Genomic DNA, 23,471 nt, shown 5'->3' with positions numbered 1-23,471 from the left:
CTTCAACACTTCGCACCCGGGGGCGGCACGGTGCCATCGATTAGGTACGCGGTCGCGTAGTCGTCGATGCAGCGGTTGCCCTGAAAGACGACGGTGTGCTGGGTTCCGTCGAAGGTGAGCAGCGCGCCGTGAAGTTGTTTGGCCAGGTCAACCCCGGCCTGGTACGGGGTGGCCGGGTCGTGGGTGGTGGATACCACGATTGTCGGCGCCAGCCCCGGCGCGGAGATCACGTGCGGCTTGCTGGTCGGCGGGACCGGCCAGAATGCGCACGCGGTCAGCGGAGCGTCGCCGGTGAACTTGCCGTAGCTCATAAACGGCGCGATCTGGCGCGAGCGGCGGTCTTCCTCGATGACCTTGGCGCGGTCCTTAACCGGCGGCTGGTCCACGCAATTGATCGCGACCCGGGCGTCGTTGGCGTTGGTGTAGTGGCCGTGCGAGTCGCGCCGCATATACATGTCGGCCAGGGCGAGCAAGGTGTCGCCGCGGTGATCGGCCAGCTCGGTCAGACCCTCGGTCAAGTGATGCCACAGTGTCGGGGTGTAGAGGGCCATGATCGTGCCCACGATGGCATCGCTGTAGCTCAGCCCGCGCGGATCCGCGGTGTGCGCGGGCCTGCTGATCAGGGGGTTGGCCGGATCGACCAACGGGTCGACCAGGCTGTGGTAGACGTCGACCGACTTGGCCGGGTCGGTGCCCAGCGGACACGTCGGGGACTTCGCACAGTCGGCGGCGAAGTCGTCGAATGCATCCTGAAAACCCTTGGCTTGTCGCAAATCCTGCTCGATCGGATCGGCATTCGGGTCCACCGCACCGTCGAGAATCATCGCCCGCACGTTTTTCGGGTAAGCCTCTGCGTAGGCCGAGCCGATCCGGGTCCCATAGGAGTAGCCCAGGAAGGTCAGTTTCTCGTCGCCGACCGCCTTGCGGATGGCGTCTAAATCGCGGGCGACATTGACCGTTCCGGCGTTCGCCAAAAACTCCTTGCCCATTTTGTCGACGCAGCGACCGACGAACTCCTTGGTCTCGCCCTCGATGTGCGCCACACCCTTGGGGCTGTAGTCGACCTGCGGCTCGGCGCGCAGCCGGTCGTTTTCGGCGTCGGAGTTGCACCAGATCGCCGGCCGCGACGACGCGACCCCGCGTGGGTCGAAGCCCACCAGGTCGAACCGCTCGCGCACCCGCGGCGGCAGCGCCTGCACCAACCCGACAGCGGCCTCGATGCCCGACTCGCCCGGGCCACCCGGGTTGACGATCAACGAGCCAATTTTGGCCCCGGTCGCCGGGAATCGAATCATCGCCAGCGTCGCGGTGCCACCGTCGCGGCGGCGATAGTCGACGGGCACCGCGATCTTGCCGCACTGGGCGCCGGGGGGAACCTTGACCGCCGAGCCACCACGAAAATGGCACGCGCCCCACTGCAGCGGCTGGCCGAGCTTGGGGCCGGCTTGTACCGGCCGCCCGGGAACCATTCTCGTGCAGCCGCCGACCAGCACCATCGCGATCATCACGATCCAGATCAGCGTGGTGGGCATGATCTTGTCGCAGCGAGGCAGGCCCATGACCAACCATGCTGCCATGCGACGGCCCCAGGTTCCGGTTGCCCTGCGCGCCGTGCCGCTACCGGCTCGCCAGGAGCAGCTCTTCCATCCCGACCGCGAAGTCGTCTGCCAGGTTCCACAAATCCGGCAGTAGTTCAGGGCAGGAGATGACTCCGACATCGAGCTTGCCGTTCAGCGACATCACAGTGATGTTCAGGCCCGAACCATGGAACACCGGCCCCAGCGGATACATCGCCTTGACCTCGCAGCCAAGCATGTACAGGGGAATCTGCGGCCCGGGCACGTTCGAGATCACCAGGTTGTGCACCGGGCGGCTCCGGGTCAGCCGGGTCCGGGCATAGGCGCGCATCGCCAGACCGAAAACCGCGGGCGCCGCAAATTGCGACCAATCCTGCAGCAGGGTGGCGCTTATGGCGGAACTATGTTGCTTAGCAACAGAATTCGCTTCAGCTATTGCCTTTAACCGCTCGGCGGGGTCGGCGATCTGGGTCTCCAGACGGGAAAACATGCCGGAAATCTGGTTGCGGCCAGGCCGATCAGACTTGCCGTGCACCGAAACCGGCACCATTGCAACCAATGACGAGCCGGGCAGTTCACCGCGGTCGAGCAGGAACTGGCGCAGCACACCGGAAACCAGCGCCATCACCACGTCGTTGACCTTGACGTTGAAGTGGTTCTTGACCGTTTTGACGTCCTCGAGGTCCAGCTGCGCATAAGCGATGTTGCGCCTGCCGGTGACGGCGGCGTTGAACGCAGTCGGCGGGGCCGCGAATGGAGGTGCCATCGCCAAACCGACACGCACCCGTGCCAGCGTCTCCACAATCGACGACACCGTGTTGGGCAACACATTCATCAAATGCAGTGGGCGCGAAGCGAACTTCGCCAGCCCGCTCAGCGCGATCTGGATCTGGTTGGCGTCGCCGACGCCGTCGACCGGATTCGGCGCGGGCGCATCAGCTTCGGTGCTGCATAGCTGTGACATCAGGTTCGCACCGGTCATGCCGTCCACGCAGGCATGGTGCACCTTGGTCATCACTGCCAGCCGGCCGTCTTGTCGGGGGTCGGTGCCCGCGACACCCTCGATGACCCACATCTCCCACAGCGGGCGGCTGCGGTCCAGCGGCAGTGACGCGATATGACCGCAGACCTCGGCCAGTTCGGCCCGGCCGCCCGGCGGCGGCAGCCCGATTCGATGCAGGTGCCGACTGACATCGAAGTTCTTGTCGTCCACCCAGACCGGATGGTCGAGATTCAGCGGGCTGTCGGCTATCTTCTCGCGAAACTGGGGCATCGCCTTGATGCGCAGCGCCAAGTTGTCGCGAAAGCGGTCGAAGGTGTAGCCGCCCGGCATCGTCGAGGTGTCCAGGTCCAGGATCGAGCAGACATGCAATGGCTGCGACGAGGTCTCCAGATACAGGAAGCTGGCGTCGAGGCCGCTGAGCCGTTGCATGCGCAGATGGTATGTCCGAGGCGACGCGGCGTCGCCGGAATCGCCTAACGACTGCGGCTGTGACAAAGTCCACTGCCCCTGCTGTAGGTGTTGGCTGCGGCAAATGGCAGACTGGCGGTGTCCAACGAACCCGGGGACCCGGCAGGGCCACGAGGATCGAACCGACTAACACTTCAAGGACAACGATGTCTGAGCACACCGTTTATGGGGCGGCGTCGGACACCACCCCCACGCCGCGAACCAAGACCCGCGTCCAGCACCTGCAGAAGATGAAGGCCGAGGGCCGCAAGTGGGCGATGCTGACTGCCTACGACTACTCAACGGCCCGGATTTTCGACGACGCCGGCATACCGGTGCTGCTGGTTGGCGATTCGGCCGCCAATGTGATTTACGGCTACGACACCACCGTGCCGATCTCGGTCGACGAGCTCATCCCGCTGGTTCGTGGCGTGGTGCGGGGTGCGCCGCATGCGCTTGTCGTCGCCGACCTGCCGTTCGGAAGCTACGAGGCAGGACCCGCAGCGGCGCTGGCCACGGCCACCCGGTTTATGAAGGAGGGCGGCGCGCACGCGGTCAAGCTTGAGGGCGGTGAGCGGGTCGCCCAGCAGATCGCCACCCTGACGGCTGCCGGGATTCCGGTGATGGCGCATATCGGGTTTACCCCGCAAAGCGTCAACAGCCTGGGCGGATTCCGGGTGCAGGGCCGTGGTGACGCCGCTGAGCAGACCATCGCCGATGCCATCGCCATCGCCGAAGCCGGGGCGTTTTCCGTTGTGATGGAGATGGTTCCCGCCGAGTTGGCCACCCAGATCACCGGCAAGCTGACCATCCCGACCATCGGGATTGGGGCCGGCCCGAACTGTGACGCCCAAGTGCTGGTCTGGCAGGACATGGCCGGGCTCACCAGCGGCAAAACCGCCCGCTTCGTCAAGCGATTCGGCGACATCGCGGGCGAATTACGCCGTGCTGCAATGCAATACGCCCAAGAGGTGGCCAGCGGGACTTTTCCCGCCGACGAGCACAGTTTCTGATTCCGACCACGGCGTTCGCCGGGCTTTGCCCCGTCACCGGACGCAAAATCCCCCAAACGCGCGCCGTTTCGGGGCTTGTACGTCTGCTCGCGCGTACATGGTGCGGTGTGGCACGCTGGATCCGTATCCACCGTTGCGGCAACGCTCCGTCGGAGGCAGCCAATGCCCGTCGAGGCTCCAACCACCTCACGTCATGTGGAAATGGAGCGCAAGTTCGACGTTGTCGACTCGACGGTGCCGCCGTCGTTCGACGGCATCGCCGCGGTCGCCCGCGTGGAGAAGTTGCCCGCACAGACGCTGGAGGCGGTGTATTTCGACACCGCCGGTCACGACCTCGCGTCCAAGGGGGTGACCCTGCGGCGGCGCACCGGTGGGACGGACGATGGTTGGCACCTGAAGTTGCCCGCCGGCCCGGATTGCCGCACCGAGGTTCGCGCTCCGTTGACGGCCCGGGACGCCGACGGCGAGACCGTGCCAGAGGAGTTGGTCGACGTGGTGCGCGCGATCGTCCGCGACCGACCACTGGCTGCGGTAGCGCGGATCACCACCGCTCGCCAGGTGCACGCGGTGTACGGCACCGACGATGCCGTGCTGGCCGAGTTTTGCGACGACCAGGTCACGGCCTGGTCGGCCGCGTGCGGCAACGGCGAGCCTACCGAGCAACGGTGGCGGGAGTGGGAATTGGAGCTGCGCAGCGTCGGCACCGCCGGTGTCGAGCTGTTGGAGCGGCTGAGCAACCGGCTGCTCGACGCCGGGGCGGTGCCGGCCCGGCACGGATCCAAGCTGGCACGGGTGCTCGCCGTCTGCCGAGACGGCGAACGGGAACCCCCGGCCGACCCAGTGCAGCAGGCACTGGCCGAGCAGGTTGACAACCTGCTGGTGTGGGATCGCGCGGTGCGCGCCAACGCCGACGATGCCGTCCATCAGATGCGGGTGACCACCCGCAAAATCCGCAGCCTGCTTCAGGCGGCGCAGGACTCGTTCGGCCTCTCCGACAGCACCTGGATCCTCGACGAACTTCGGGAGTTAGCCGGTGTGCTGGGCGCCGCCCGCGACGCCGAGGTCCTCGCCCAGCGTTACCAGCAAGCACTGGACCGCCTGCCGCCGGAGCTGGTGCGCGGACGTGTGCGAGAGCGTCTTGTCGACGAGGCCCGGCGCCGCTATGAGACCGGGCTGCAGCGATCATTGACGGCGCTGCGCTCGCAGCGATACTTCCGGCTGCTTGACGCGTTGGACGCGGTGGTCGCGAAACCACCGGCCGCTTCACCCGAACGGGCCCCGGCGACCATCGACGCCGCCTACCAGCGGGTACGCAAGGCCGCTAAAGCCGCGGCCAAGGCCACCGAAGCCGAACGCAACGATGCGTTGCACCGAATCCGCAAGAGGGCCAAGCGACTTCGCTATACGGCAGCGGCGATGGACGCGGCGAAGGTAGCGGAGCAGGCAAAGGCGATCCAGACCTTGCTCGGCGATCACCAGGACAGCGTGGTCAGCCGACAGCATCTGATTCAGCAGGCCGACGCCGCGCACGCCGCCGGGGAAGACACCTTCACTTACGGGGTGCTCTACCAGCAAGAGGCCGACTTGGCGCAGAAGTGCCGCGAACAGCTGGAACCCGCGCTGCGAAAGCTCGACAAAGCCTTGCGCAACATGCGGCGCTAAGCCGAAGTAGTGGTCCCGACAGGGGCGGACGAGTTGGCCTGTAAGCCGGATTCTGTTCCCCGCCACCGCGGATCGCGGTTAGCGGGGCGGCGACCATCCATCTGGACACACCGTCACCGGGTGCCTCAAGCGGCCTACCCGCAGGCTCGGGCGAGCAACCCTCGAACGCCTGCGCGACCGCACCGGGTGCGGTCTTCTTGGCCTTGCTTCGGGTGGGGTTTGCCTAGCCATCCCGGTCACCCGGGATGCTGGTGCGCTCTTACCGCACCGTTTCACCCTTACCACCGCGAAGGTGGCGGTCTGTTTTCTGTGGCACTTTCCCGCGGGTCACCCCGGGTTGCCGTTAGCAACCACCCTGCTCTGTGAAGTCCGGACTTTCCTCGACTCGCCTGGTCCCTGCGGACCAGGGAGAGCCGCGGCCGCCCGGCCAACTCGTCCGCGACCTTCCACCGTACTCGGCGTGCGCTGCCGGGACCAGCCGTGACAGTCAACCCTCGCCCAGCCGCAGGCATTCCGCGCTCGACCCAGCTGTGGGTTTAGGTTGTTGGTAACGACCGCGACCACAGCACACGAGGACGGTATCCGGCGATGCCCTCCACCCGGTGGCACACGCGCATCGACTCCGCCGACTGGGGAGCGATCGCCGCAGCCGTCAACGACTATGGCGGCGCGCTGCTCCCCCGGCTACTTACCCGCGCTGAGGCGGCTCGGCTGCGCACGCTCTACGCCGGCGACGATCTCTTCCGCGCCACCATAAACATGGAGCGGCGTCGCTACGGCGCCGGGGAATACCGGTACTTCCGCGAGCCCTACCCCGAGCCGATCGAGCACCTGAAGAACGCGCTGTATCCGCGGCTGTTGCCGATCGCCCGGGACTGGTGGGCCAAGCTGCGCAGAGACGCGCCCTGGCCGGACACTCTCGAGGAATGGCTGGACACCTGCCACGCCGCCGGCCAGACCAAGCCCACTGCTCTGATGCTCAAATACGGACCTGGCGATTGGAACGCCCTGCACCAAGACCTGTACGGAGACTTGGTTTTTCCGCTTCAGGTGGTGATCAATCTCAGCGATCCGGCCACCGACTACACCGGCGGCGAATTTTTGCTCGTCGAGCAGCGGCCGCGGGCGCAATCCCGCGGCACCGCAACACAGCTGCCGCAGGGGCACGGCTACGTGTTCACCACCAAAGACCGGCCGGTGCAGTCGACCCGCGGCTGGTCGGCGGCACCGGTGCGGCATGGCCTTTCCGTCGTGCGCTCCGGCGAGCGCTACGCCTTGGGACTGATCTTCCACGACGCCGCCTGAAAAACATATGAGCAACAGTTGCTCATACCGTTGCCCATTCGTCCGGTTGGTGTCAGGCTTGACAGCATGACCTCAGAACGTAACGCGCAGGACTACGTCGACCAGGCGGTGATGGGCCTGGCGGAGCCGCAGCCGATGTACAAGGCGCTGCGCGAGTCGTGCCCGGTGTTCCGCTCCCCGCAGGCAGTGGTACTCAGCCGGCTCTCCGACATCGAGATGGCGCTCAAGCACACCGAGCTGTTCTCGTCAAATATGGACGCGGTCGATCTGGGTAATCTGCGGCCACTGATCCCGCTGCAGATCGATCCACCGGAGCACGCGAAATACCGGCGAATCCTTGATCCGCTGTTCACCCCGCGCGAGATGGCCCGGCGGGAACCGGAAGTCACCAAGCTGGTCAATGAGATGATCGACGGCTTCGCCGATCGCGGCGAGTGCGACTTTCACGCCGAGTTCGCGGTGCCGCTGCCGTGCACTGTCTTCCTGCAGCTGCTCGGCCTGCCACTGGAGGACCTCGAGAAATTCCTGGTGTGGAAGGACGGCGTGATCCGCCCGGAGGGGGTGCGCGGCTACGACGAGCACGGGAAGGCCGCCGCACCCGTGGCCGAACAAATCTACGCCTATTTCGAGCGCGCCATCGACGACCACATCGCCCATCCACGCGACGACATCCTGTCCGCGTTAATTGCCGCGCGCGTCGAAGGTCAGCCGCTCTCACGTGAGGAGCTGCTCGACATCTGCTTCTTGTTCCTCATCGCAGGGCTCGACACTGTCACCGATTCGCTGGACTGCTTTTTTGTTTACCTGGCGCGCCATCCCGAGCAGCGCCGGCTGCTCGTCGAGCAGCCCGACCTCCTTCCCAGCGCCATTGAAGAGCTATTGCGTTGGGAGACACCGGTTCCCGGAGTCGCTCGGGTCGCAATGCAGGACGTCGAAGTGGGCGGATGCCCGATCAGCAAGGGTGAACGGGTGAGCCCCCTGCTCGGTGCGGCCAATACCGACCCGGCCGAGTTCCCGGACCCGGAGGTCGTCGACTTTCGGCGTAACCCGAACCGGCACCGTGCATTCGGCGCGGGTCCGCACCGCTGCCTGGGATCGCACCTGGCCCGCATGGAGCTGCGGGTGGCGTTACGCGAATTCCACCGCCGCATCCCCGATTACGAGATTCCGCCCGGCACCGAACTCAAGTACACCGCCGCACTGCGGTCGGTGGAGGCGCTGCCGCTGAGGTTCCCGGTCGGGACCCCCTGACGCGCCGGCGACGATGCAGAGCTAAGCGATGAGGAGGAGCGGCGCTGATGAGCCGCGCCGGCGACGATGCAGAGCTAAGCGATGAGGAGGAGCGGCGCTGATGAGCCGCGCCGGCGACGATGCAGAGCTAAGCGATGAGGAGGAGCGGCGCTGATGAGTAAAGTGATCGTCGATCCGGATCGCTGTACCGGACATGGACGCTGCTACAGCTTGGCCCCTGAGGTCTTCGACGCCGACGAGTGCGGGCATTCCGTCGTGCGCGTCGCCGACGTGTCGGGCGCGCTTGAGGACCAGGCCGCCAATGCGGAACAGAACTGCCCGGAGCAAGCGATCACGTTGTCTCGCTGAAGCACACCACGCTGCGTGCACCGCGCCCCGCGGCCATGTCGGCGAACGCGGCCTCGACGTCATCGATGCCGATCCGCCGCGTCACCAGCGCCTCCAGGTCGAGTCGGCCGCGCAACGCCAGCTCGACAAGGGCCGGAATGTCGCGGGCCGGATCGCTTGCCCCATAGACACTGCCGCGGATCGTCTTGCCGTCGGCCATCAGCGACAGCGCCGGAAACGTCACCGCTTCCTCGATGTCGGCCGCACCGACGATCGTCACCGTCCCGCCCCGGCGGGTGGCGTCATAGGCGGCGCGGATGGTGACCGGCTTGCCCACCACCTCGATCGCATGGTCCACCCCCACGCCCCCGGTGAGATCCCGGACCGCGCTGACCACATCGACCTCGGCCGCGTCGACGGCATCGGTCGCGCCGTTGACCGTCGCGGCGGGAAGCTGCCCCGCTGCTCGGTCGGCGGCGATGATGCGCGCCGCACCGGCCAGCCGGGCACCTTGGATTGCGGCCAAACCTACTCCGCCACAACCAATTACGAGTACACTTTCGCCCGGTCGGACGACCGCGCTGCGCAGCACCGCACCGACCCCGGTGGTGACCCCGCACCCCAGCAGCGCGGCTCGGTCCAGCGGCAGCGACCTATCGATCGGCACCACCGCCGCGGCTGGCACCAGCGTGTATTCGGCCAGGGTTGCCGCACCCATCGACGGCCACACCGGACCGACCGCACTCTCGGCGTACGGCTCGCCGAACGCATGCGCGATGCCCTGTGGACACAGGTGGGCCTCGCCCCGCAGGCAGTGCGGGCAAGAGCGGCACGGCACGATCCAGGTGAGCACCACGTGGTCACCAGGGGCCACGGTGGTGACCTCCTCACCGATCTCAGTGACGATCCCTGCGCCCTCGTGCCCGAGCGTGCAGGGCAGCAGCGACGGCATGCCACCGTCGCGCACGGACAAATCCGTATGGCAGACGCCGCTCGCGGCCACCTGGACCCGCGCCTCACGGGGCCCGAGCGGCCGCAGTGTGATCTCCTCGACCGCGCTCGGCTGACCGGTCGCCCGCAGCACGACCGCTTTCATCACGGGCCGTCTGAGATCCGCGTCACAGTGACTTACCATGGCGTGACCGCTGCACCAGGTCAAGCGCGGTTGCCGCCGAGTATGCCGGGGAAGGGAGACGCCCATGACCACGTCGGCGAACACACCCTCGCAAGCCGCGGCAGTGCTGACGATCGGCGGTCGGCAGCAAAAAGGCGGCGCCGGCACCTATCCCGTGCACAATCCGGCGCGACCCACCGAGACTGTCGGCCATGCTCCCGCCGCCGACCACGCCCAGCTCGACGCCGCGGTGCAGGCGGCGCGCCAAGCGGCGCCCGAGTGGCGCGCACGTGAGGTTAGCGACCGGGTCGCTGCAGTGATCGCCGCGGCGACCACTGCGTCCGAACAGCTCACCGGGCGGGACATCGCCCGGCTCTACACGCGCGAGCATGGCAAGGTGCTCTCGGAGGCCAGCTCGGAAATCGCCATGGCGCCCGCCGTCGCATCACTCCTGGCCGCCATGGCCGAAACGGCGCTCGCACCCGAGCAGGTCGACCCCACGCAGAGATATCCGCGGCTGCACCGCGAGCCTTACGGTGTTGCTGCCCTTGTGCTTCCCTTCAACTGGCCGCTGGCGGTGTCGATGACCAAGCTGACGTCGGCGCTGACCGCCGGCAATACCGCGGTGGTCAAGGTGCCACCGACATGTCCGTTGGCCGCGCTGGAGTTCGGCGCGGCGTTCGCCGCCGCGCTGCCGCCCGGCGTGGTGAACATGCTGGCCGCTCCCGGGCACGAGCTCGGCCAGGCGTTGGTCACCCATCCGGGCATCGACGTCATCTCGCTGACCGGCGGGGTGGCCACCGGCCGCGCGGTCATGGCGGCTGCCGCGCACCGGCTCACCCCGGTGCTGCTCGAGCTCGGCGGCAACGATCCCGCGATCATCGCGCCCGATCTCGACATCACAGACCAGCTGGTCGACCAGCTGATGAACGCCACCTACACCACCTGCGGCCAGGTGTGCATGGCTATCAAGCGGCTCTACGCGCCCAAGCGGCGCGTCGGTGAACTGGCCGACGCGGTGCTGGCCCGCTGCGACCGCGAGGTGGTCGGCGACGGCTTGGCCGACGAGACCACCCTGGGCCCGTTGCACACCGCGGCCGGACGGAACCGGGTCACCGCGCTGGTCGCCGACGCCAAGACCCACGGAGCAACGGTACGCACCGCCGGCCGGATCCGCGCCGCCGACGCCGACGCCGGGGGCTATTTCGTGCTGCCGACCGTGGTCACCGATCTGCCGCCCGATTCGGCGCTGGCCACCGAGGAGCAGTTCGGGCCGGTGCTGCCGATCTTCGGCTACGACGACATCGATGAGGCGGTGACGGCGGCCAATGCCACCGAGTTCGGGTTGACCGCGTCGGTGTGGTCGGCCGACGAGGCGCTGGCCGATCGCATCGCCGAGCAGCTGGTTGCCGGCACGGTCAGCATCAACTGTCACGGCATGGCTGCGCAGGATCCGCGGCTGCCGTTCGGCGGGGTCGGGCAATCCGGCATCGGGCGCGAGCTCGGCGTCGAAGGGATCCGCGCGTTCACCCAACCGCGGGCATTCGTGCGCCAGCCGGTGCCCCGGTAGTCGATCCGGTAGCTGATTCGGTAGTCGATCCCGTATTGACTTACAGCCGAAACCGACGATAGTCATCAGGTATGGCGCTGCTGCCAGACCCCGCTCCCCGCAAGCGTCAACACGTTGTGATCTCGGTCGACGACCATGTCATCGAGCCACCCGACATGTTCGATGGCCGGCTGCCGGCGGCGCTGGCCGACCGGGCCCCGAAGGTCGTCCAAACCGACGACGGGCGCCAGGTCTGGCGCTACGAGGACTGCGAATACCCCAATGTGGGGCTCAACGCGGTGGTCGGCCGACCGCCCGAGGAATGGAGCATCGAGCCCGCGCGGTTCGACGAGATGCGCCGCGGCTGTTGGGACATTAAAGCCCGCATCGCCGACATGGACCTGGCAGGCATCTGGGCGTCACTGAACTTCCCGTCGCTGATCGCCGGCTTCTCCGGCACCGTTTTTTGGAAGAGCAAGGACCCCGAGCTTGGGCTGGCGGTGCTGCGAGCGTGGAACGACTGGCATCTGGAGGTCTGGGCCGGCAGCTTCCCGGAGCGGATCATCCCGCTACAGCTGCCGTGGCTGGCCGACCCTCAGCTGGCCGCCGAAGAGGTGCGCCGCAACGCCGAGCGCGGCTTCAAGGCGGTCAGCTTTCCGGAGTTGCCGGCTCAGTGCGGCCTGCCCAGCCTGCACACGGGCGTGTGGGACCCGTTCTTCGCCGCCTGCGAAGAGACCGACACCGTGGTGTGCCTGCACACCGGATCGGCGCAGTGGGCACCGATTCCCGCGCCGGACACGCCGTTCGAGACCATCACCACGTTGTTTCCGGTCAACGGTTTGGTGGCCTGCGCGGACATGCTGTGGTCGGGTGTGCCGGTGCGCTTCCCCCGGTTGAACATCACGCTGGCCGAGGGCGGGCTGGGCTGGGCGGCCATGCTCGCCGACCGGGCCGACTATGTGCTCGCCCACTCCGCATCGGGACGCGACGCCGGCTCGTGGAAGAGTGATCTGTTGCCCAGCGAGGTGCTGCACCGCAACTTCTGGTTCTGCTCAATCGACGATCCGCACGCGTTCGGGGCGCTGGATGCGATTGGGGCCGAGCGCATTCTGGTCGAAAGCGACTACCCGCACGCCGACTCAACGTGGCCGGACACCCAGCAGGTGGTGGCGCGAAACGTCGCCGGCTTGTCGGCCGAGGACGCCGCGCGGATCACGCACCGCAACGCCGCCGAGCTCTTCCGCCACCCACTGCCGGACAACGGGTGGCTGAAGGAGGGCGCATGCTAGACCTGCTCGTCCGCGACGCCGACATCGTCGACGGCACTGGGGCGCCAGCTCGGCGCGGCGCCGTCGGCGTAAAGGATGGGTTGATCGCCGCGGTCGGTGACATCGATGAGCTGGCCTCGAAAACTGTTGATGCGCAAGGTTTGACGCTTGCGCCAGGTTTTGTTGACCTGCACACCCACTACGACGCGCAGCTGTTTTGGGACCCGACCGCCAGCCCGTCGGTGCAGCACGGCGTCACCACGATCTTCGGTGGTAATTGCGGGTTTACGCTGGCGCCCGCCACCGCTGAGCAACAGGACTACCTCACCCGGATGCTGGCGCGCGTGGAAGGCATGCCGCTGGACGCGCTGCGGGCCGGGCTGGACTGGCGGTGGTCCTCGTTCGGTGACTGGTTGAATCGGCTGGAGGGCCATATCAGCGTCAACGCCGGGTTTCTGGTTGGGCATTCGGCGCTGCGGCTCGCCGCGATGGGCGAGGACGCGGTCGGTGGACAGGCCAGCGACGAACAGATCAAGCGCATGGTGGAGCTGCTCGAGGAGGCGTTAGCCGAGGGTGCGCTCGGGTTGTCGACGTCGCAGTCGCACACCCACAACGACGGTTCCGGCCGGCCGGTGCCGTCGCGGGCGGCATCCCGCGACGAGCTGGTGGCGCTGGCCACCGGTGTGCGCGGTCATCCGGGCACCACGCTGGAAGCCATCGTCCCTGGTTGCCTGTCCGGCTTCACCGACGACGAGATCGCGCTGCTCACCGACATGTCGCTGGCCGCCGACAGGCCGCTGAACTGGAACGTGCTGGGCGTGTCGGCGGCGAATCCCGCTGGGCACACAGCACAACTGCGGGCCTCCGAGGTCGCCGCGCAGCGCGGCGGGCGGGTGGTGGCGCTCACCTTGCCGCACACCATGACGATTCGGCTGTCGTTTTTGACCGGCTTCGTGCTCGACGGGTTTCCGGGGTGGCGCGAGACCATGCATCTGCCGGTGCCCGAACGGCTCAAGGCGCTCGCCGATCCGCAGGTGCGCCGCCGCCTCAACGAGGGCGCCCAGTCGGAGGAGGCCGGCGTCCTGCGCGGGCTGTCGCACTGGGAGCGGCTGATCGTCGTCGAGACGTTCGCCCCCGAAAACGCCGACGCCACTGGGCGTTCCGTGGGTGAGGTCGCGGCGGCACGCGGTGCTGAGCCGTTCGACACGTTGTGTGACATCGTGGTTGCCGACGAGCTGCGCACCGGGCTCAGCCCGCCGTCGACCGGCGATGACGCTGCTGACTGGCGGGTGCGCGCCCAGGTGTGGCGTCACCCCCATGCCGTCATCGGCGGCTCGGATGCCGGTGCCCACCTTGACATGATGTGCGGTGCGATCTACACCACGTCGCTGCTCGGGCGTGGCGTCCGCGACTACCAGGTGGTGACGCTCGAGGAGGCGGTGCGGCTGATCACCGATGTGCCGGCCCGGCTCTACGGGCTGCGCCACCGCGGCCGGATCAGCCCCGGCTGGCATGCCGATTTTGTGTTGTTCGACCCGGCGAGTGTCGACCACGGGCCCGAGCGCACCCGCTACGACCTGCCTGCCGGTGCGCCCCGCTTGGTCGCCGACGCCCGCGGAATCAGCTCGGTATGGGTCGGCGGTGTCGAGGTCTGTCGCGACGGCGCGCCCACCGGAGCGATGCCGGGCACGGTGCTGCGGTCCGGGCGTGACACCGACACGGTGACGGCGTCGTGAACCCGGCGATCGACGAATTCGACCCGGCCGGACTGCAGGACGGGCTGCTCATGCAGGTGGAGAACGTGCACGAGCGCCTGCGCGAAGCACGGACGAAACACCGTGTCATGGTTGGCAATCCGTTCACGGAGACGGTTAGCCAAACCCTCGGTGTGGCGGGGGTGACGGTGCTCGGATACGACGAATGCCAGGCGGTGCTCACCGACCCCGCCAGGTTCTCCTCGTCGATCTACCAGCAGATCATGGGCCCGGTCATGGGACGCACCCTGCTTGAACTCGAGGGCGCCGAGCACCGCGCCAGCCGGGCCCTGGTGTCGCCGTCGTTTCGCACCACGCTGCTGGAGCGCTGGCGCAGCGAACTGGTGGAGGTGGTGGTTCACGAGCTCATCGACCGGTTCGCGCCGCGCGGGCGAGCCGAGCTGGTCCGCGAGTTCACCTTCGCGTTTCCGGTCCAGGTCATCGCGCGGATCATGGGCTTACCGCGTACGGACTACCCGCGCTTTCAACGGCTCTCGATCGAGCTGCTCAACGTGGTGTATGACTGGGATCGCGGAATCGCCGCCTCGGCAGCGTTGAAGGAGTACTTCGCGACGGTGCTCGCCGAGCGGCGCCGCGACCCGCAAGACGACCTGATCAGCACGCTGGCGCAATCCGAGATCGACGGCGCCCGCTTGACCGACGACGAGATCTTCGCGTTCCTGCTGCTGATCTTGCCCGCCGGGGTGGAGACGACGTATCGCGCGTCCGGCAATCTGCTGACCGCGCTGCTGAGCGCGCCCGCGCTGCTCGACGCGGTGCGCGCCGAGCGTGTCCTGGTCCGCGGTGCCCTCGAAGAAGCATTGCGCTGGGAGCCGCCGATCACCTCGGTCATGCGGGTGGCGGCCCGCGACTGCGTGCTCGGCGGCGTCGAAATCCCCGCGGGCACCAACGTCAACGTCAGCGTCGCCGCCGCCAACCGGGACCCGGACCGCTACCCTGACCCGGACCGCTTCGACCCGACCCGAAAGAACATCGCGCACTTGACATTCGGTGGTGGGCCGCACCTGTGCCTGGGCATGCATCTGGCGCGGATGGAAGCCACCGTCGCGATCAACGCGCTACTGGACCGGTTGGCGGATCTGCGGCTGGATCCCAGTGCGCCAAAGCCGCGGGTCGTCGGGGTGGCGTTCCGGTCGCCGGTGGCGCTGGCGGTGGAGTTCACGCCTGACCGCTGAGCGCCGCGCCGGGCGCCGGACTCGTCGACACGGCGCGGCCGATCACAGATACTCCGTCTGGTTCACCAGCCGCACCGACGATGCCCCGTCGGGGTAGAACTCGGCGATGCTCAGCGACGCCAGGTCGAGGTGCAAGCGGTACAACACGCCGGGCCCGGCGTCCAGCGCGATCCGCAACAGCATCTTGATCGGCGTCACATGCGACACCACCAGCACCGTCGTGCCGGTGTGCCCGGCGATGATCCGGTCACGCGCCCGCAGCACGCGCTGATGCACCTGGTCGAAGCTTTCCCCGTCGGGCGGGGTGGTACTGGTGTCGCGCAGCCAGCGGCGATGTAGGTCCGGGTCGCGTTCGGCGGCCTCGGCGAACGTCAGGCCCTCCCAGCCGCCGAAGTCGGTTTCGATCAGGTCATCGTCGACGCCCACGTCCAGACCGAGCGCTTTGGCCGCCACCGTCGCCGTGTCGTGGCACCGTTGCAGCGGTGAGGTGATCACGGCGCTGATCCCGCCCCGCTGCGCCAGGTAGCGCGCCGCAGCGTCGGCCTGCCGCCAGCCCAGGTCGGTCAGCGCCGGATCACCGCGCCCCGAGTAGCGCCGGTGCACCGAGAACTCGGTTTGCCCGTGCCGCAACAGCAACAGTCTGGTTGGGTCGCCGCGCGCGCCGGTCCAGCCGGGCGGGGTCGGGATGTCGCGCGCCGGGGCCGTTTCATGCGGCCCGGTCGCGCCCCGCACCGCAGCGGTCTCGGCCTCGGCGGCGGCGTCCATCGCTTCGTTGGCCAACCGGTCGGCGTGCACGTTGCGCTCCCGCGGCACCCAGGCAAAGCTGACCCGGTCGAACTTCGACGCCAAAGCCTTGGCCCGCTTGTACAATTCGGCGATGTCGGGATGCTTGACCTGCCAGCGCCCGGACATCTGCTCGACCACCAGCTTGGAATCCATCAGCACCGTGACGTCGGTGGCGCCCACCTTCGCCGCCTCGTCCAAACCGGCGATCAGGCCCCGGTATTCGGCGACGTTGTTGGTGGCCCGGCCAATCGCCTGCTTACTTTCCGCCAGCACCGTCGAGTGGTCGGCGTTCCAGACCACCGAGCCATAGCCCGCCGGCCCGGGGTTGCCCCGCGAGCCGCCGTCGGCCTCGACGATCACCTTCACTGATCAAAGTCCTTGAGCCGCAACAAGATTGCACTGCACTCAGGACAACGTGTCACGTCGTCATCGGCGGCGGCCGAGATCCGTGCCAGTTCACCGCGGCCGATTTCGATCCGGCAGGCACCGCACCGGCGGCCCTGCAGCGGCCCGGCGCCGGCGCCGCGGGCCGTGCGCTGTCGCTCGTAGAGCGCAACGAGGTCAGGATCTAGCGTCGCGGTCAGCTCGTCGCGCCGCGACACGCGTTGTTGCCTGATCTGGTCCAGCTCGGCGAGCGCGGTGTCGAGAGCCTGCTGTGCGCGCGTCAGTTCGGTCTGCAGCCGATCGATTGCCGTCAGCTCTGCGCTCTGCTGCGCCTGCAATTCCTCGCGGCGCTCCATCACCTCCAGCAGCGCATCTTCGAGGCTGGCCTGTCGGCGCTGCAGGGTCTGCAGCTCGTGCTGCAGCTCTGAAAGCTGCTTGGCGTCCGTCGTGCCCGATGCCAGCAGCGACCGGTCACGGCCCTCGCGCCGCCGCACCGCCTCGATCTCGGACTCATACCGCGACACCTGAGCATCGAGGTCCTCCAACGCAATTTGCACGGCCGCCAGCCGGTCATTGGCCGCGTTGTGATCGGCCTGCACCCGCTCGTATTCCTGCCGTTCCGGCAGGTGGCTGGAACGGTATGCTATCCGCGACAACTCCGCATCCAACTCGGACAGCTCGAGCAACGAACGCTGTTGTGCCACTGCGGCTTTCATTGCTGGCCTCTCCCGGTTTCTGTTTCGAGGTTCCACGGGTCGGTGCGGATCGCGCACACCCGCACCGGCAGCGACTCGCCGAAGCGTGATCGCAAGATGTCGGCGGCCTGGTTGCACCACGGGAATTCGCTGGCCCAGTGCGCGACGTCGACCAGCGCTACGTCGGAGGCCCGGCGATGCTCGTCGGCGGGATGGTGACGCAGGTCCGCGGTGACGTAGACCTGCACATCGGCCGCCGCGGCGGCGCTCAGCAACGAATCCCCGGCGCCGCCGCACACCGCGACCCGCGACACCGGCAGCTCGGCATCTCCGGCGGCGCGCACCCCCCACGACGTCGCCGGCAGCGCGGCACGAACACGAGATACGAACGTGCGCAATGGTTCCGGTTGAGACAGTGAGCCGATGCGGCCCAGCCCGGTGGCGGTGGGCGGCGGGGCCAGCGCGAAGATGTCGAACGCGGGCTCCTCGTAGGGGTGGGCCGACCGCAGCGCCGACAGCACGTCGGCCCGCAGCCGTGCGGGTGCGACGACTTCGACCCGGTCCTCGGCCACCCGTTCGACGGTGCCGATGCTGCCGATGGCCGGCGACGCCCCGTCATGCGCCAGGAACTGCCCGGTGCCGGTGACACTCCAGCTGCAGCACGAGTAGTCGCCGATACGACCGGCACCGGCGGCGAACACCGCCGCCCGCACCGCCTCCGCGTTCTCGGGCGGCACGTAGATAACCCACTTGTCTTGATCGGCCGTGTCCGCCAGCGGCTGCAGCACGTCCTCGACGGTCAGGCCGAGCGCCTGCGCGAGCGCGTCGGACACCCCCCGGCGACGCCGAGTCGGCGTTGGTGTGCGCGGTGAACAGCGAACGCCCGGAGCGGATGAGGCGATGCACCAGCGCGCCCTTGGGTGTGCTGGCCGCGACGGTGTCCACGCCGCGCAACAGCAGCGGATGATGCGCCAGCAGCAGGCCACGGTCGGGCACGTCGTCGATTACCGGCGCCGTCGCGTCTATCGCGATCGTCACCGAGTCGACAGGCTCGTCGGGATCGCCGCAGACCAGCCCGACCGAATCCCACGGCTGGGCCAGCTGCGGGGGGTAGGCCCGCTCGAGCACATCGATGACGTCGCGCAGCTTCACGGTCATCGCGGCACCCCGGTCGCGGTGAACTCGGCGATCGCGTCCACCAGCAGCGGCCACTCCGGTCGCACCGTCACACGCAGATACCGGTCATCGAGCCCGACGAACGTGTCGCAGCGACGTATCGCTATCTGCTTGCGTTGCAAGTGCTTACGCAACAGCGGGGCGCCGGGGGGTGCTGAACAACACAAACGGCGCCTGCCCGTCGACCACGTCGATGCCGACCGATTTCAGGGCGTTCGCCATCTGGCCGCGCAGTTCCGCCAGCCGCAGTGCCTCCGCCGCCGCCTCGGCCACCGCGTCCGGGGCGCAGCACGCCGCGATCGCGGCCAACTGCAGGGTGCCCACCGGCCAATGGGCACGCCGCGCGGTCAGCCGGGCCAGCAGGTCCGGGGGGCCCAGCGCGTAGCCCACCCGCAACCCGGCCAGCGACCAGGTCTTGGTGAGGCTGCGCAACACCAGCACATCGGGCAGCGCGGTACCGGCCAGCGACTCGGGCTCGCCCGGAACCGAGTCGGCGAAGGCCTCGTCGACCACCACGATCCGGCCGGGCCGGCGCAGTGCGAGGATCTGCTCGCGCGGGTGCAGCACCGAGGTGGGATTGGTGGGGTTGCCCACGACGACCAGGTCGGCGTCATCGGGAACCTTTGCGTCGGCCAAATGGAAGGGCGGCGGCAGCACGACATGGTGCGCCGGTAGCCCGGCCGCGGTCAGCACCGCATCCGGTTCGGTGAACGACGGCGCGATCAGCGCCGCCCGGGTCGGGTGCAGGTTGCCCAACAATGCAAAACCCTCGGCCGCGCCCGCGAGCAGCGCCACCTCGTCGGGGCCGCGGCCGTGGCGGGCCGCCACCGCGTGCACTGCGGCCGCCTCATCGCGGCGACTCGGGTAGCAGCCCAGATCGGGCAGCCGGGCCGCCAGCCGCTGCACCAGCCAGGCGGGCGGTCGCCGGTGGCGGACATTGACGGCGAAATCGAGCATGCCCGGCGCCGCCGCCTGATCACCGTGATACCGCGCCGCCGTCAACCGGCCTGGGTCCAGACGCACCACAGGGTCAAACAGTAGTCGGCGGCGCGGCGGCATTCCGGAGCGTGGCACGCAGGGCGGCACCGCCATCAAGGACAATGAGGACGTGACGTATCCCATGCCCGCTCGAGTTGACTGCCCGCAGCTGGTGATCTTCGACCTTGACGGCACCCTCGCCGATTCCGCACGCGGTATCGTGTCCAGCTTCTGCTATGCGTTACGCCAGGTCGGGGCCACCGTGCCCGACGGCGACCTGGTCGCCCGGATCGTCGGCCCGCCCATGCATCACACGCTGGCGTCGCTGAGGCTGGGCGAACACACCGACGCCGCGATCGCCGCCTACCGCGCCGACTACGGCACCCGCGGCTGGGCGAACAGCACGGTTTTCGACGGCGTCGAGTCGCTGCTGGCCGACTTGCGCGCCGCGGGTGTGCGGCTCGCGGTGGCGACCTCGAAGGCCGAGCCGACCGCGCGACGCATTCTGGCCCACCTGGGGATCGCCGATTATTTCGACGTTGTCGCCGGGGCCAGCGTCGACGGGTCTCGCAGCAGTAAGACCGACGTGCTGGCTCATGCCCTGGCCCAGCTGCGGCCGCTGCCGGAGCGTGTGGTGATGGTCGGCGACCGCTGGCATGACGTTCAAGGCGCTGCCGCACACGGCATCGACACGCTGGTCGTCGGATGGGGATATGGACAGGCCGATTTCACCGAGGACCGCGCGCCGGCCGTGGCACACGTTGCGACCGTCGCCGAGCTGCGGAGGGCATTGGGTGTCTGATCCCCGCCTGCACATCACCTTCGTCTGCACCGGCAATATCTGCCGTTCTCCGATGGCCGAGAAGATGTTCGCCCACCAGATCAGCCAGCGCGGCCTGCACGACGTCGTGCGAGTCACCAGTGCGGGCACCGGCAATTGGCATGTGGGCAAGTGCGTCGACGAGCGCGCCGCCAGGGTGCTGCGGGCACACGGTTACCCGACCGACCACCGCGCCGCCCAGGTCGACGCCGACCACCTGGCTGCCGATTTGGTAGTGGCGCTTAGCCGCAACCATGTCCGGCTCCTGCAGCAATGGGGAGTCGATGCCGCCCGGATACGGATGCTGCGATCCTTCGACCCGCGTTCGCCCGGGTATGCGCTGGACGTCGACGACCCCTACTACGGGGACCACGACGACTTCGAAGAGGTCTTCGCCGTCATCGAAGCCGCCCTGCCCGGCCTGCACCAGTGGGTGGACGAGCGGCTGGCGCAGAACGGCCATCGTTGATGCGGCGCTTCGGGTTTCTGCTGCGACCGGGCTGGCTGGCGCTGGCGCTGGTGGTGATCGCGTTCACCTACCTGTGCTTCAGCGTGCTCGCGCCGTGGCAACTGGGGAAGAACGCCAAAACCTCGCGCGAGAACAGCCAGATCGAGCATTCGCTGACCACTCCGCCGGTTCCATTGAAAGATCTCCTGCTACAGCAGGATTCGTCAGCATCTGACGCGCAGTGGCGACGGGTGACCGCCACCGGACATTACCTGCCCGAGGTGCAGGTGCTGGCTCGGCTGCGGGTGGTCGATGGTAATCCGGCGTTGGAGGTGTTGGCGCCGTTCGTCGTTGACGACGGACCCACCGTGCTGGTCGACCGCGGTTACGTACGACCCGAGCAGGGCTCGCAGGTGCCGCCGATACCCCCGCCGCCCAGTGGCACCGTGACCATCACAGCGCGGCTGCGCAATTCCGAAGCGACGACACAAGGTAAAGAACCGTTCTCCAAAGATGGTGTCCAGCAGGTATATTCAATCAACACTGCTCAAATCGCAGCGCTCACCGGGGTCCGGTTGGCCGGGTCGTACCTGCAGCTGATCGAGAACCAGCCGGGCGGGCTCGGCGTGGTCGGCGTACCGCACCTCGATGCCGGGCCGTTTCTGTCGTATGGCATTCAGTGGATTTTGTTCGGCGTCCTCGCGCCGATCGGTCTCGGTTATTTCGTGTTCTCTGAGATCCGCGCCCGCAAGGTGGACCGGCAGACCCCGACCGACACTGCTGCGGCACCGATGACGGTCGAGGAGAAACTCACCGACCGTTACGGCCGACGACGCTGAAGCCGATCCCGGCACATAACGCCATCGCGGCTGCTGACGCCGTCTGTACCAACCGCGAAAGCAGCACCGCTCGGCGCAGATCGGCCACCGAGGGCGTCACCCCTTCTCCCAACGTCGGTCGGATCTGCAGTTGATGCCGGTAATGCGTGGGGCCACCCAGCCGCACGCCCAACGCCCCGGCGAACGCCGCCTCGACGACTCCCGCGTTGGGGCTGGGATGTCGCGGGGCGTCACGACGCCAGGCCCGCACCGCGCCGGACGGTGAGCCGCCCACGGCGGGCGCGCACAGCACCACCAGCGCAGCCGTGACGCGGGCGCCGAGATAGTTGACCGCATCGTCCAATCGTGCTGCGGCCCAACCGAATCGGGAATAGTACGGTGTGCGATACCCGATCATAGAGTCCAGCGTGTTAATGCTGCGATACGCCAGCACCGCAGGCGCACCACCGATTGCCGCCCAGAGCAGTGGCGCCGTGTGCGCGTCGGAGGTGTTCTCGGCGACGGATTCCACCGCCGCGCGGGTCAACCCGGCTCTGTCGAGGCGCGCTGGGTCGCGCCCGCACAGCGACGGCAGCAGGCCCCGCGCGGCTTCGACGTCGTCGCGGCCTATCAACTCCGCCATTGCTTGGGCCGTGCGTGTCAGTGTTGTCCCGCCAAGCGCGACCCAGGTAGCGGTGGCGGTGGCGGCTATGGACCACAGCGGGCCCCGGCGCTCTGCCTCTCGCTGCAGCATCGCCCCCAGCACGCCGACTGCGCCGACCAGGACGCCGACATGAACGACGCCGGCAATCCTGCTGTCCCGATAGGTGACCCGCTCCAACACCGCGGCCACGCCACCGAAACCGGCGACCGGGTGACCCCGTTTCGGGTCCCCCAGCAGCGAATCGGCCAGGTATCCGATCAGGGTGCCGAGCAGCCGCACCTGGCGTGTCGTTTTGCCCACCCCGGCAGGGTCTCACACCCGGTGCGACAGCAGGTCGGCAGCGCTGCCTGCGGATCCCGGACGGCTGGCCCGATGGTGCCTGCGCCGTGGCGCCGTGGCGTGGTCTACTCGGTTGCATGACGAAACGGCACATCAGCCGGGTGGCCGACCTGTTGAACCCGGCTGCGGTGCTCCTGCCGGCCGCGAATGTGATCATGCAGTTGTCGCTGCCCGGGGTCGGCTATGGCGTACTGGAAAGCCCGGTCGACAGCGGCAACGTCTACAAGCATCCGGTCAAGCGGGCCCGCACCACCGGCACGTACCTGGCAGCGGCCACCGTCGGCACCGACGCCGACCGTGAGCTGATCCGCACCGCGGTCGACACGGCGCACCGGCAGGTTCGGTCGAGCCCTTCGAGTCCGGTGTCTTACAACGCCTTTGATCCACGGCTACAGCTGTGGGTAGCAGCCTGCCTGTATCGCTATTTCGTCGACCAACACGAGTATCTGCACGGTCCGCTCGACGACGCCGCCGCCGCCGCGATTTACCGGGACGCCAAGCGGCTGGGCACCACGTTGCAGGTCGGCGAGGACATGTGGCCGCCGGACAGGGCCGCGTTCGACGAGTAGTGGAAGCGTTCGCTCGACGACCTGCGCATCGACCCACCGGTGCGCGAGCATCTGCTCGGGGTGGCCTCGTTGGCGTTTTTGCCCCGTCCGCTGCGTGCGGTCGCCGGTAGATTCAACCTGTTCGCGACGACGGGCTTTCTCGCACCGGAGTTCCGGGCGATGATGGGGCTGCGCTGGTCGTATGCCCAGCAGCGGCGCTTCGAGCGGCTATTGTGCGCGCTGCGCCTCGCCAATCGGCTGACACCGCACTGGGTCTGGCTGCTGGGCTATCGCGCCTACTTGTGGGATATGCGATTTCGTGCTCGGCGGGGCAGGCCAATCGTGTAGC

18 protein-coding genes, 1 other RNA gene and 3 pseudogenes are annotated in these 23,471 nt (G+C 68.1%); 13 read left to right on the top strand and 9 right to left on the bottom strand.

The features are described 5' to 3' along the window. Positions 1 to 2: 2 nt before the first annotated feature. A complete protein-coding gene (locus MHEC_RS09755) occupies positions 3 to 1,565 on the bottom strand; it encodes an alpha/beta hydrolase (RefSeq protein WP_372507318.1) in 1,563 nt (520 codons plus the stop codon). Positions 1,566 to 1,617: 52 nt separating this feature from the next. After that, a complete protein-coding gene (locus MHEC_RS09750; protein ID WP_048892433.1) occupies positions 1,618 to 3,009 on the bottom strand; it encodes a WS/DGAT/MGAT family O-acyltransferase in 1,392 nt (463 codons plus the stop codon). Between the two features lie 185 nt (positions 3,010 to 3,194). On the opposite strand from MHEC_RS09750, the gene panB reads away from it, so the two are divergent. Beyond that, a complete protein-coding gene (gene panB, locus MHEC_RS09745) occupies positions 3,195 to 4,040 on the top strand; it encodes a 3-methyl-2-oxobutanoate hydroxymethyltransferase (RefSeq protein WP_048892432.1) in 846 nt (281 codons plus the stop codon). 162 nt (positions 4,041 to 4,202) lie between these two features. After that, positions 4,203 to 5,702 (top strand): CYTH and CHAD domain-containing protein, encoded by a 1,500-nt coding sequence (locus MHEC_RS09740; protein WP_048892431.1) that lies wholly within the window; start codon positions 4,203 to 4,205, stop codon positions 5,700 to 5,702. A 25-nt stretch (positions 5,703 to 5,727) separates the two neighbouring features. Here the strand turns inward: MHEC_RS09740 and rnpB are convergent. Then, an RNA gene (rnpB, locus tag MHEC_RS09735) (RNase P RNA component class A) lies at positions 5,728 to 6,137 on the bottom strand. 153 nt (positions 6,138 to 6,290) lie between these two features. Between rnpB and MHEC_RS09730 the strand changes: the two genes are divergently transcribed. From MHEC_RS09730 to MHEC_RS09720, 3 genes are all read left to right on the top strand, one after another. Next, positions 6,291 to 7,007: a 2OG-Fe(II) oxygenase gene (locus tag MHEC_RS09730; RefSeq protein ID WP_048892430.1), complete on the top strand. Its 717-nt coding sequence runs from the start codon at positions 6,291 to 6,293 to the stop codon at positions 7,005 to 7,007. 66 nt (positions 7,008 to 7,073) lie between these two features. After that, complete coding sequence (locus tag MHEC_RS09725) at positions 7,074 to 8,258, top strand: cytochrome P450 (RefSeq protein ID WP_048892429.1); 1,185 nt, start codon at positions 7,074 to 7,076, stop codon at positions 8,256 to 8,258. Positions 8,259 to 8,411: 153 nt separating this feature from the next. Beyond that, on the top strand, positions 8,412 to 8,606 hold the full coding sequence (locus tag MHEC_RS09720) for a ferredoxin (RefSeq protein ID WP_048892428.1): 195 nt from the start codon (positions 8,412 to 8,414) through the stop codon (positions 8,604 to 8,606). Here the strand turns inward: MHEC_RS09720 and MHEC_RS09715 are convergent. Then, positions 8,590 to 9,681: a Zn-dependent alcohol dehydrogenase gene (locus MHEC_RS09715; RefSeq protein ID WP_048892427.1), complete on the bottom strand. Its 1,092-nt coding sequence runs from the start codon at positions 9,679 to 9,681 to the stop codon at positions 8,590 to 8,592. The two genes, MHEC_RS09720 and MHEC_RS09715, sit on opposite strands and share 17 nt — an antisense overlap. Positions 9,682 to 9,784: 103 nt before the next feature. Between MHEC_RS09715 and MHEC_RS09710 the strand changes: the two genes are divergently transcribed. From MHEC_RS09710 to MHEC_RS09695, 4 genes are all read left to right on the top strand, one after another. Then, positions 9,785 to 11,269 (top strand): aldehyde dehydrogenase family protein, encoded by a 1,485-nt coding sequence (locus tag MHEC_RS09710; protein ID WP_048892426.1) that lies wholly within the window; start codon positions 9,785 to 9,787, stop codon positions 11,267 to 11,269. 71 nt (positions 11,270 to 11,340) lie between these two features. Further along, positions 11,341 to 12,537 (top strand): amidohydrolase family protein, encoded by a 1,197-nt coding sequence (locus MHEC_RS09705; protein WP_048892425.1) that lies wholly within the window; start codon positions 11,341 to 11,343, stop codon positions 12,535 to 12,537. After that, positions 12,531 to 14,252: an N-acyl-D-amino-acid deacylase family protein gene (locus tag MHEC_RS09700; protein ID WP_048892424.1), complete on the top strand. Its 1,722-nt coding sequence runs from the start codon at positions 12,531 to 12,533 to the stop codon at positions 14,250 to 14,252. Before MHEC_RS09705 ends, MHEC_RS09700 begins: the two co-directional genes overlap by 7 nt. Next, positions 14,249 to 15,466, top strand: coding sequence for a cytochrome P450 (locus MHEC_RS09695; protein WP_048892423.1), 1,218 nt, complete (start codon positions 14,249 to 14,251; stop codon positions 15,464 to 15,466). The genes MHEC_RS09700 and MHEC_RS09695 overlap by 4 nt, the downstream gene beginning before the upstream one ends. A 42-nt stretch (positions 15,467 to 15,508) precedes the next feature. Here the strand turns inward: MHEC_RS09695 and MHEC_RS09690 are convergent, their stop codons facing one another. The 4 genes and pseudogenes from MHEC_RS09690 to cobC form a co-directional block, all read right to left on the bottom strand. Next, positions 15,509 to 16,618, bottom strand: a complete 1,110-nt coding sequence (locus MHEC_RS09690; RefSeq protein ID WP_048892422.1) for a bifunctional RNase H/acid phosphatase — start codon at positions 16,616 to 16,618, stop codon at positions 15,509 to 15,511. Next, positions 16,615 to 17,352, bottom strand: coding sequence for a zinc ribbon domain-containing protein (locus tag MHEC_RS09685; protein ID WP_048892421.1), 738 nt, complete (start codon positions 17,350 to 17,352; stop codon positions 16,615 to 16,617). Before MHEC_RS09685 ends, MHEC_RS09690 begins: the two co-directional genes overlap by 4 nt. Next, positions 17,349 to 18,489 (bottom strand): annotated as a pseudogene (locus MHEC_RS09680) (Nif3-like dinuclear metal center hexameric protein). The gene MHEC_RS09685 and the pseudogene MHEC_RS09680 overlap by 4 nt, the downstream one beginning before the upstream one ends. Beyond that, positions 18,486 to 19,464: pseudogene (cobC, locus tag MHEC_RS09675) on the bottom strand (Rv2231c family pyridoxal phosphate-dependent protein CobC). The pseudogenes MHEC_RS09680 and cobC overlap by 4 nt, the downstream one beginning before the upstream one ends. A gap of 163 nt (positions 19,465 to 19,627) precedes the next feature. On the opposite strand from cobC, the gene MHEC_RS09670 reads away from it, so the two are divergent. From MHEC_RS09670 to MHEC_RS09660, 3 genes are read left to right on the top strand one after another with little or no spacing between them, the layout of a single operon-like run. Then, positions 19,628 to 20,287, top strand: coding sequence for an HAD-IA family hydrolase (locus tag MHEC_RS09670; protein WP_048892418.1), 660 nt, complete (start codon positions 19,628 to 19,630; stop codon positions 20,285 to 20,287). Next, positions 20,280 to 20,774, top strand: coding sequence for a low molecular weight protein-tyrosine-phosphatase (locus MHEC_RS09665; RefSeq protein WP_048892417.1), 495 nt, complete (start codon positions 20,280 to 20,282; stop codon positions 20,772 to 20,774). Before MHEC_RS09670 ends, MHEC_RS09665 begins: the two co-directional genes overlap by 8 nt. Next, on the top strand, positions 20,774 to 21,592 hold the full coding sequence (locus tag MHEC_RS09660; RefSeq protein WP_048892416.1) for an SURF1 family cytochrome oxidase biogenesis protein: 819 nt from the start codon (positions 20,774 to 20,776) through the stop codon (positions 21,590 to 21,592). Before MHEC_RS09665 ends, MHEC_RS09660 begins: the two co-directional genes overlap by 1 nt. Here the strand turns inward: MHEC_RS09660 and MHEC_RS09655 are convergent. Continuing rightward, on the bottom strand, positions 21,564 to 22,535 hold the full coding sequence (locus MHEC_RS09655; protein ID WP_048892415.1) for a cobalamin biosynthesis protein: 972 nt from the start codon (positions 22,533 to 22,535) through the stop codon (positions 21,564 to 21,566). The two genes, MHEC_RS09660 and MHEC_RS09655, sit on opposite strands and share 29 nt — an antisense overlap. Positions 22,536 to 22,651: 116 nt before the next feature. Here MHEC_RS09655 and MHEC_RS09650 point away from each other — a divergent pair. After that, a pseudogene (locus tag MHEC_RS09650) lies at positions 22,652 to 23,470 on the top strand (oxygenase MpaB family protein). Position 23,471: the final 1 nt, after the last annotated feature.

The sequence above is a fragment of the Mycobacterium heckeshornense genome (assembly GCF_016592155.1).
GTDB lineage: Bacteria > Actinomycetota > Actinomycetes > Mycobacteriales > Mycobacteriaceae > Mycobacterium > Mycobacterium heckeshornense.
The sequence above is the reverse complement of the archived record's forward strand: the minus strand, read 5'-3'. Positions and strand labels throughout refer to the sequence as shown.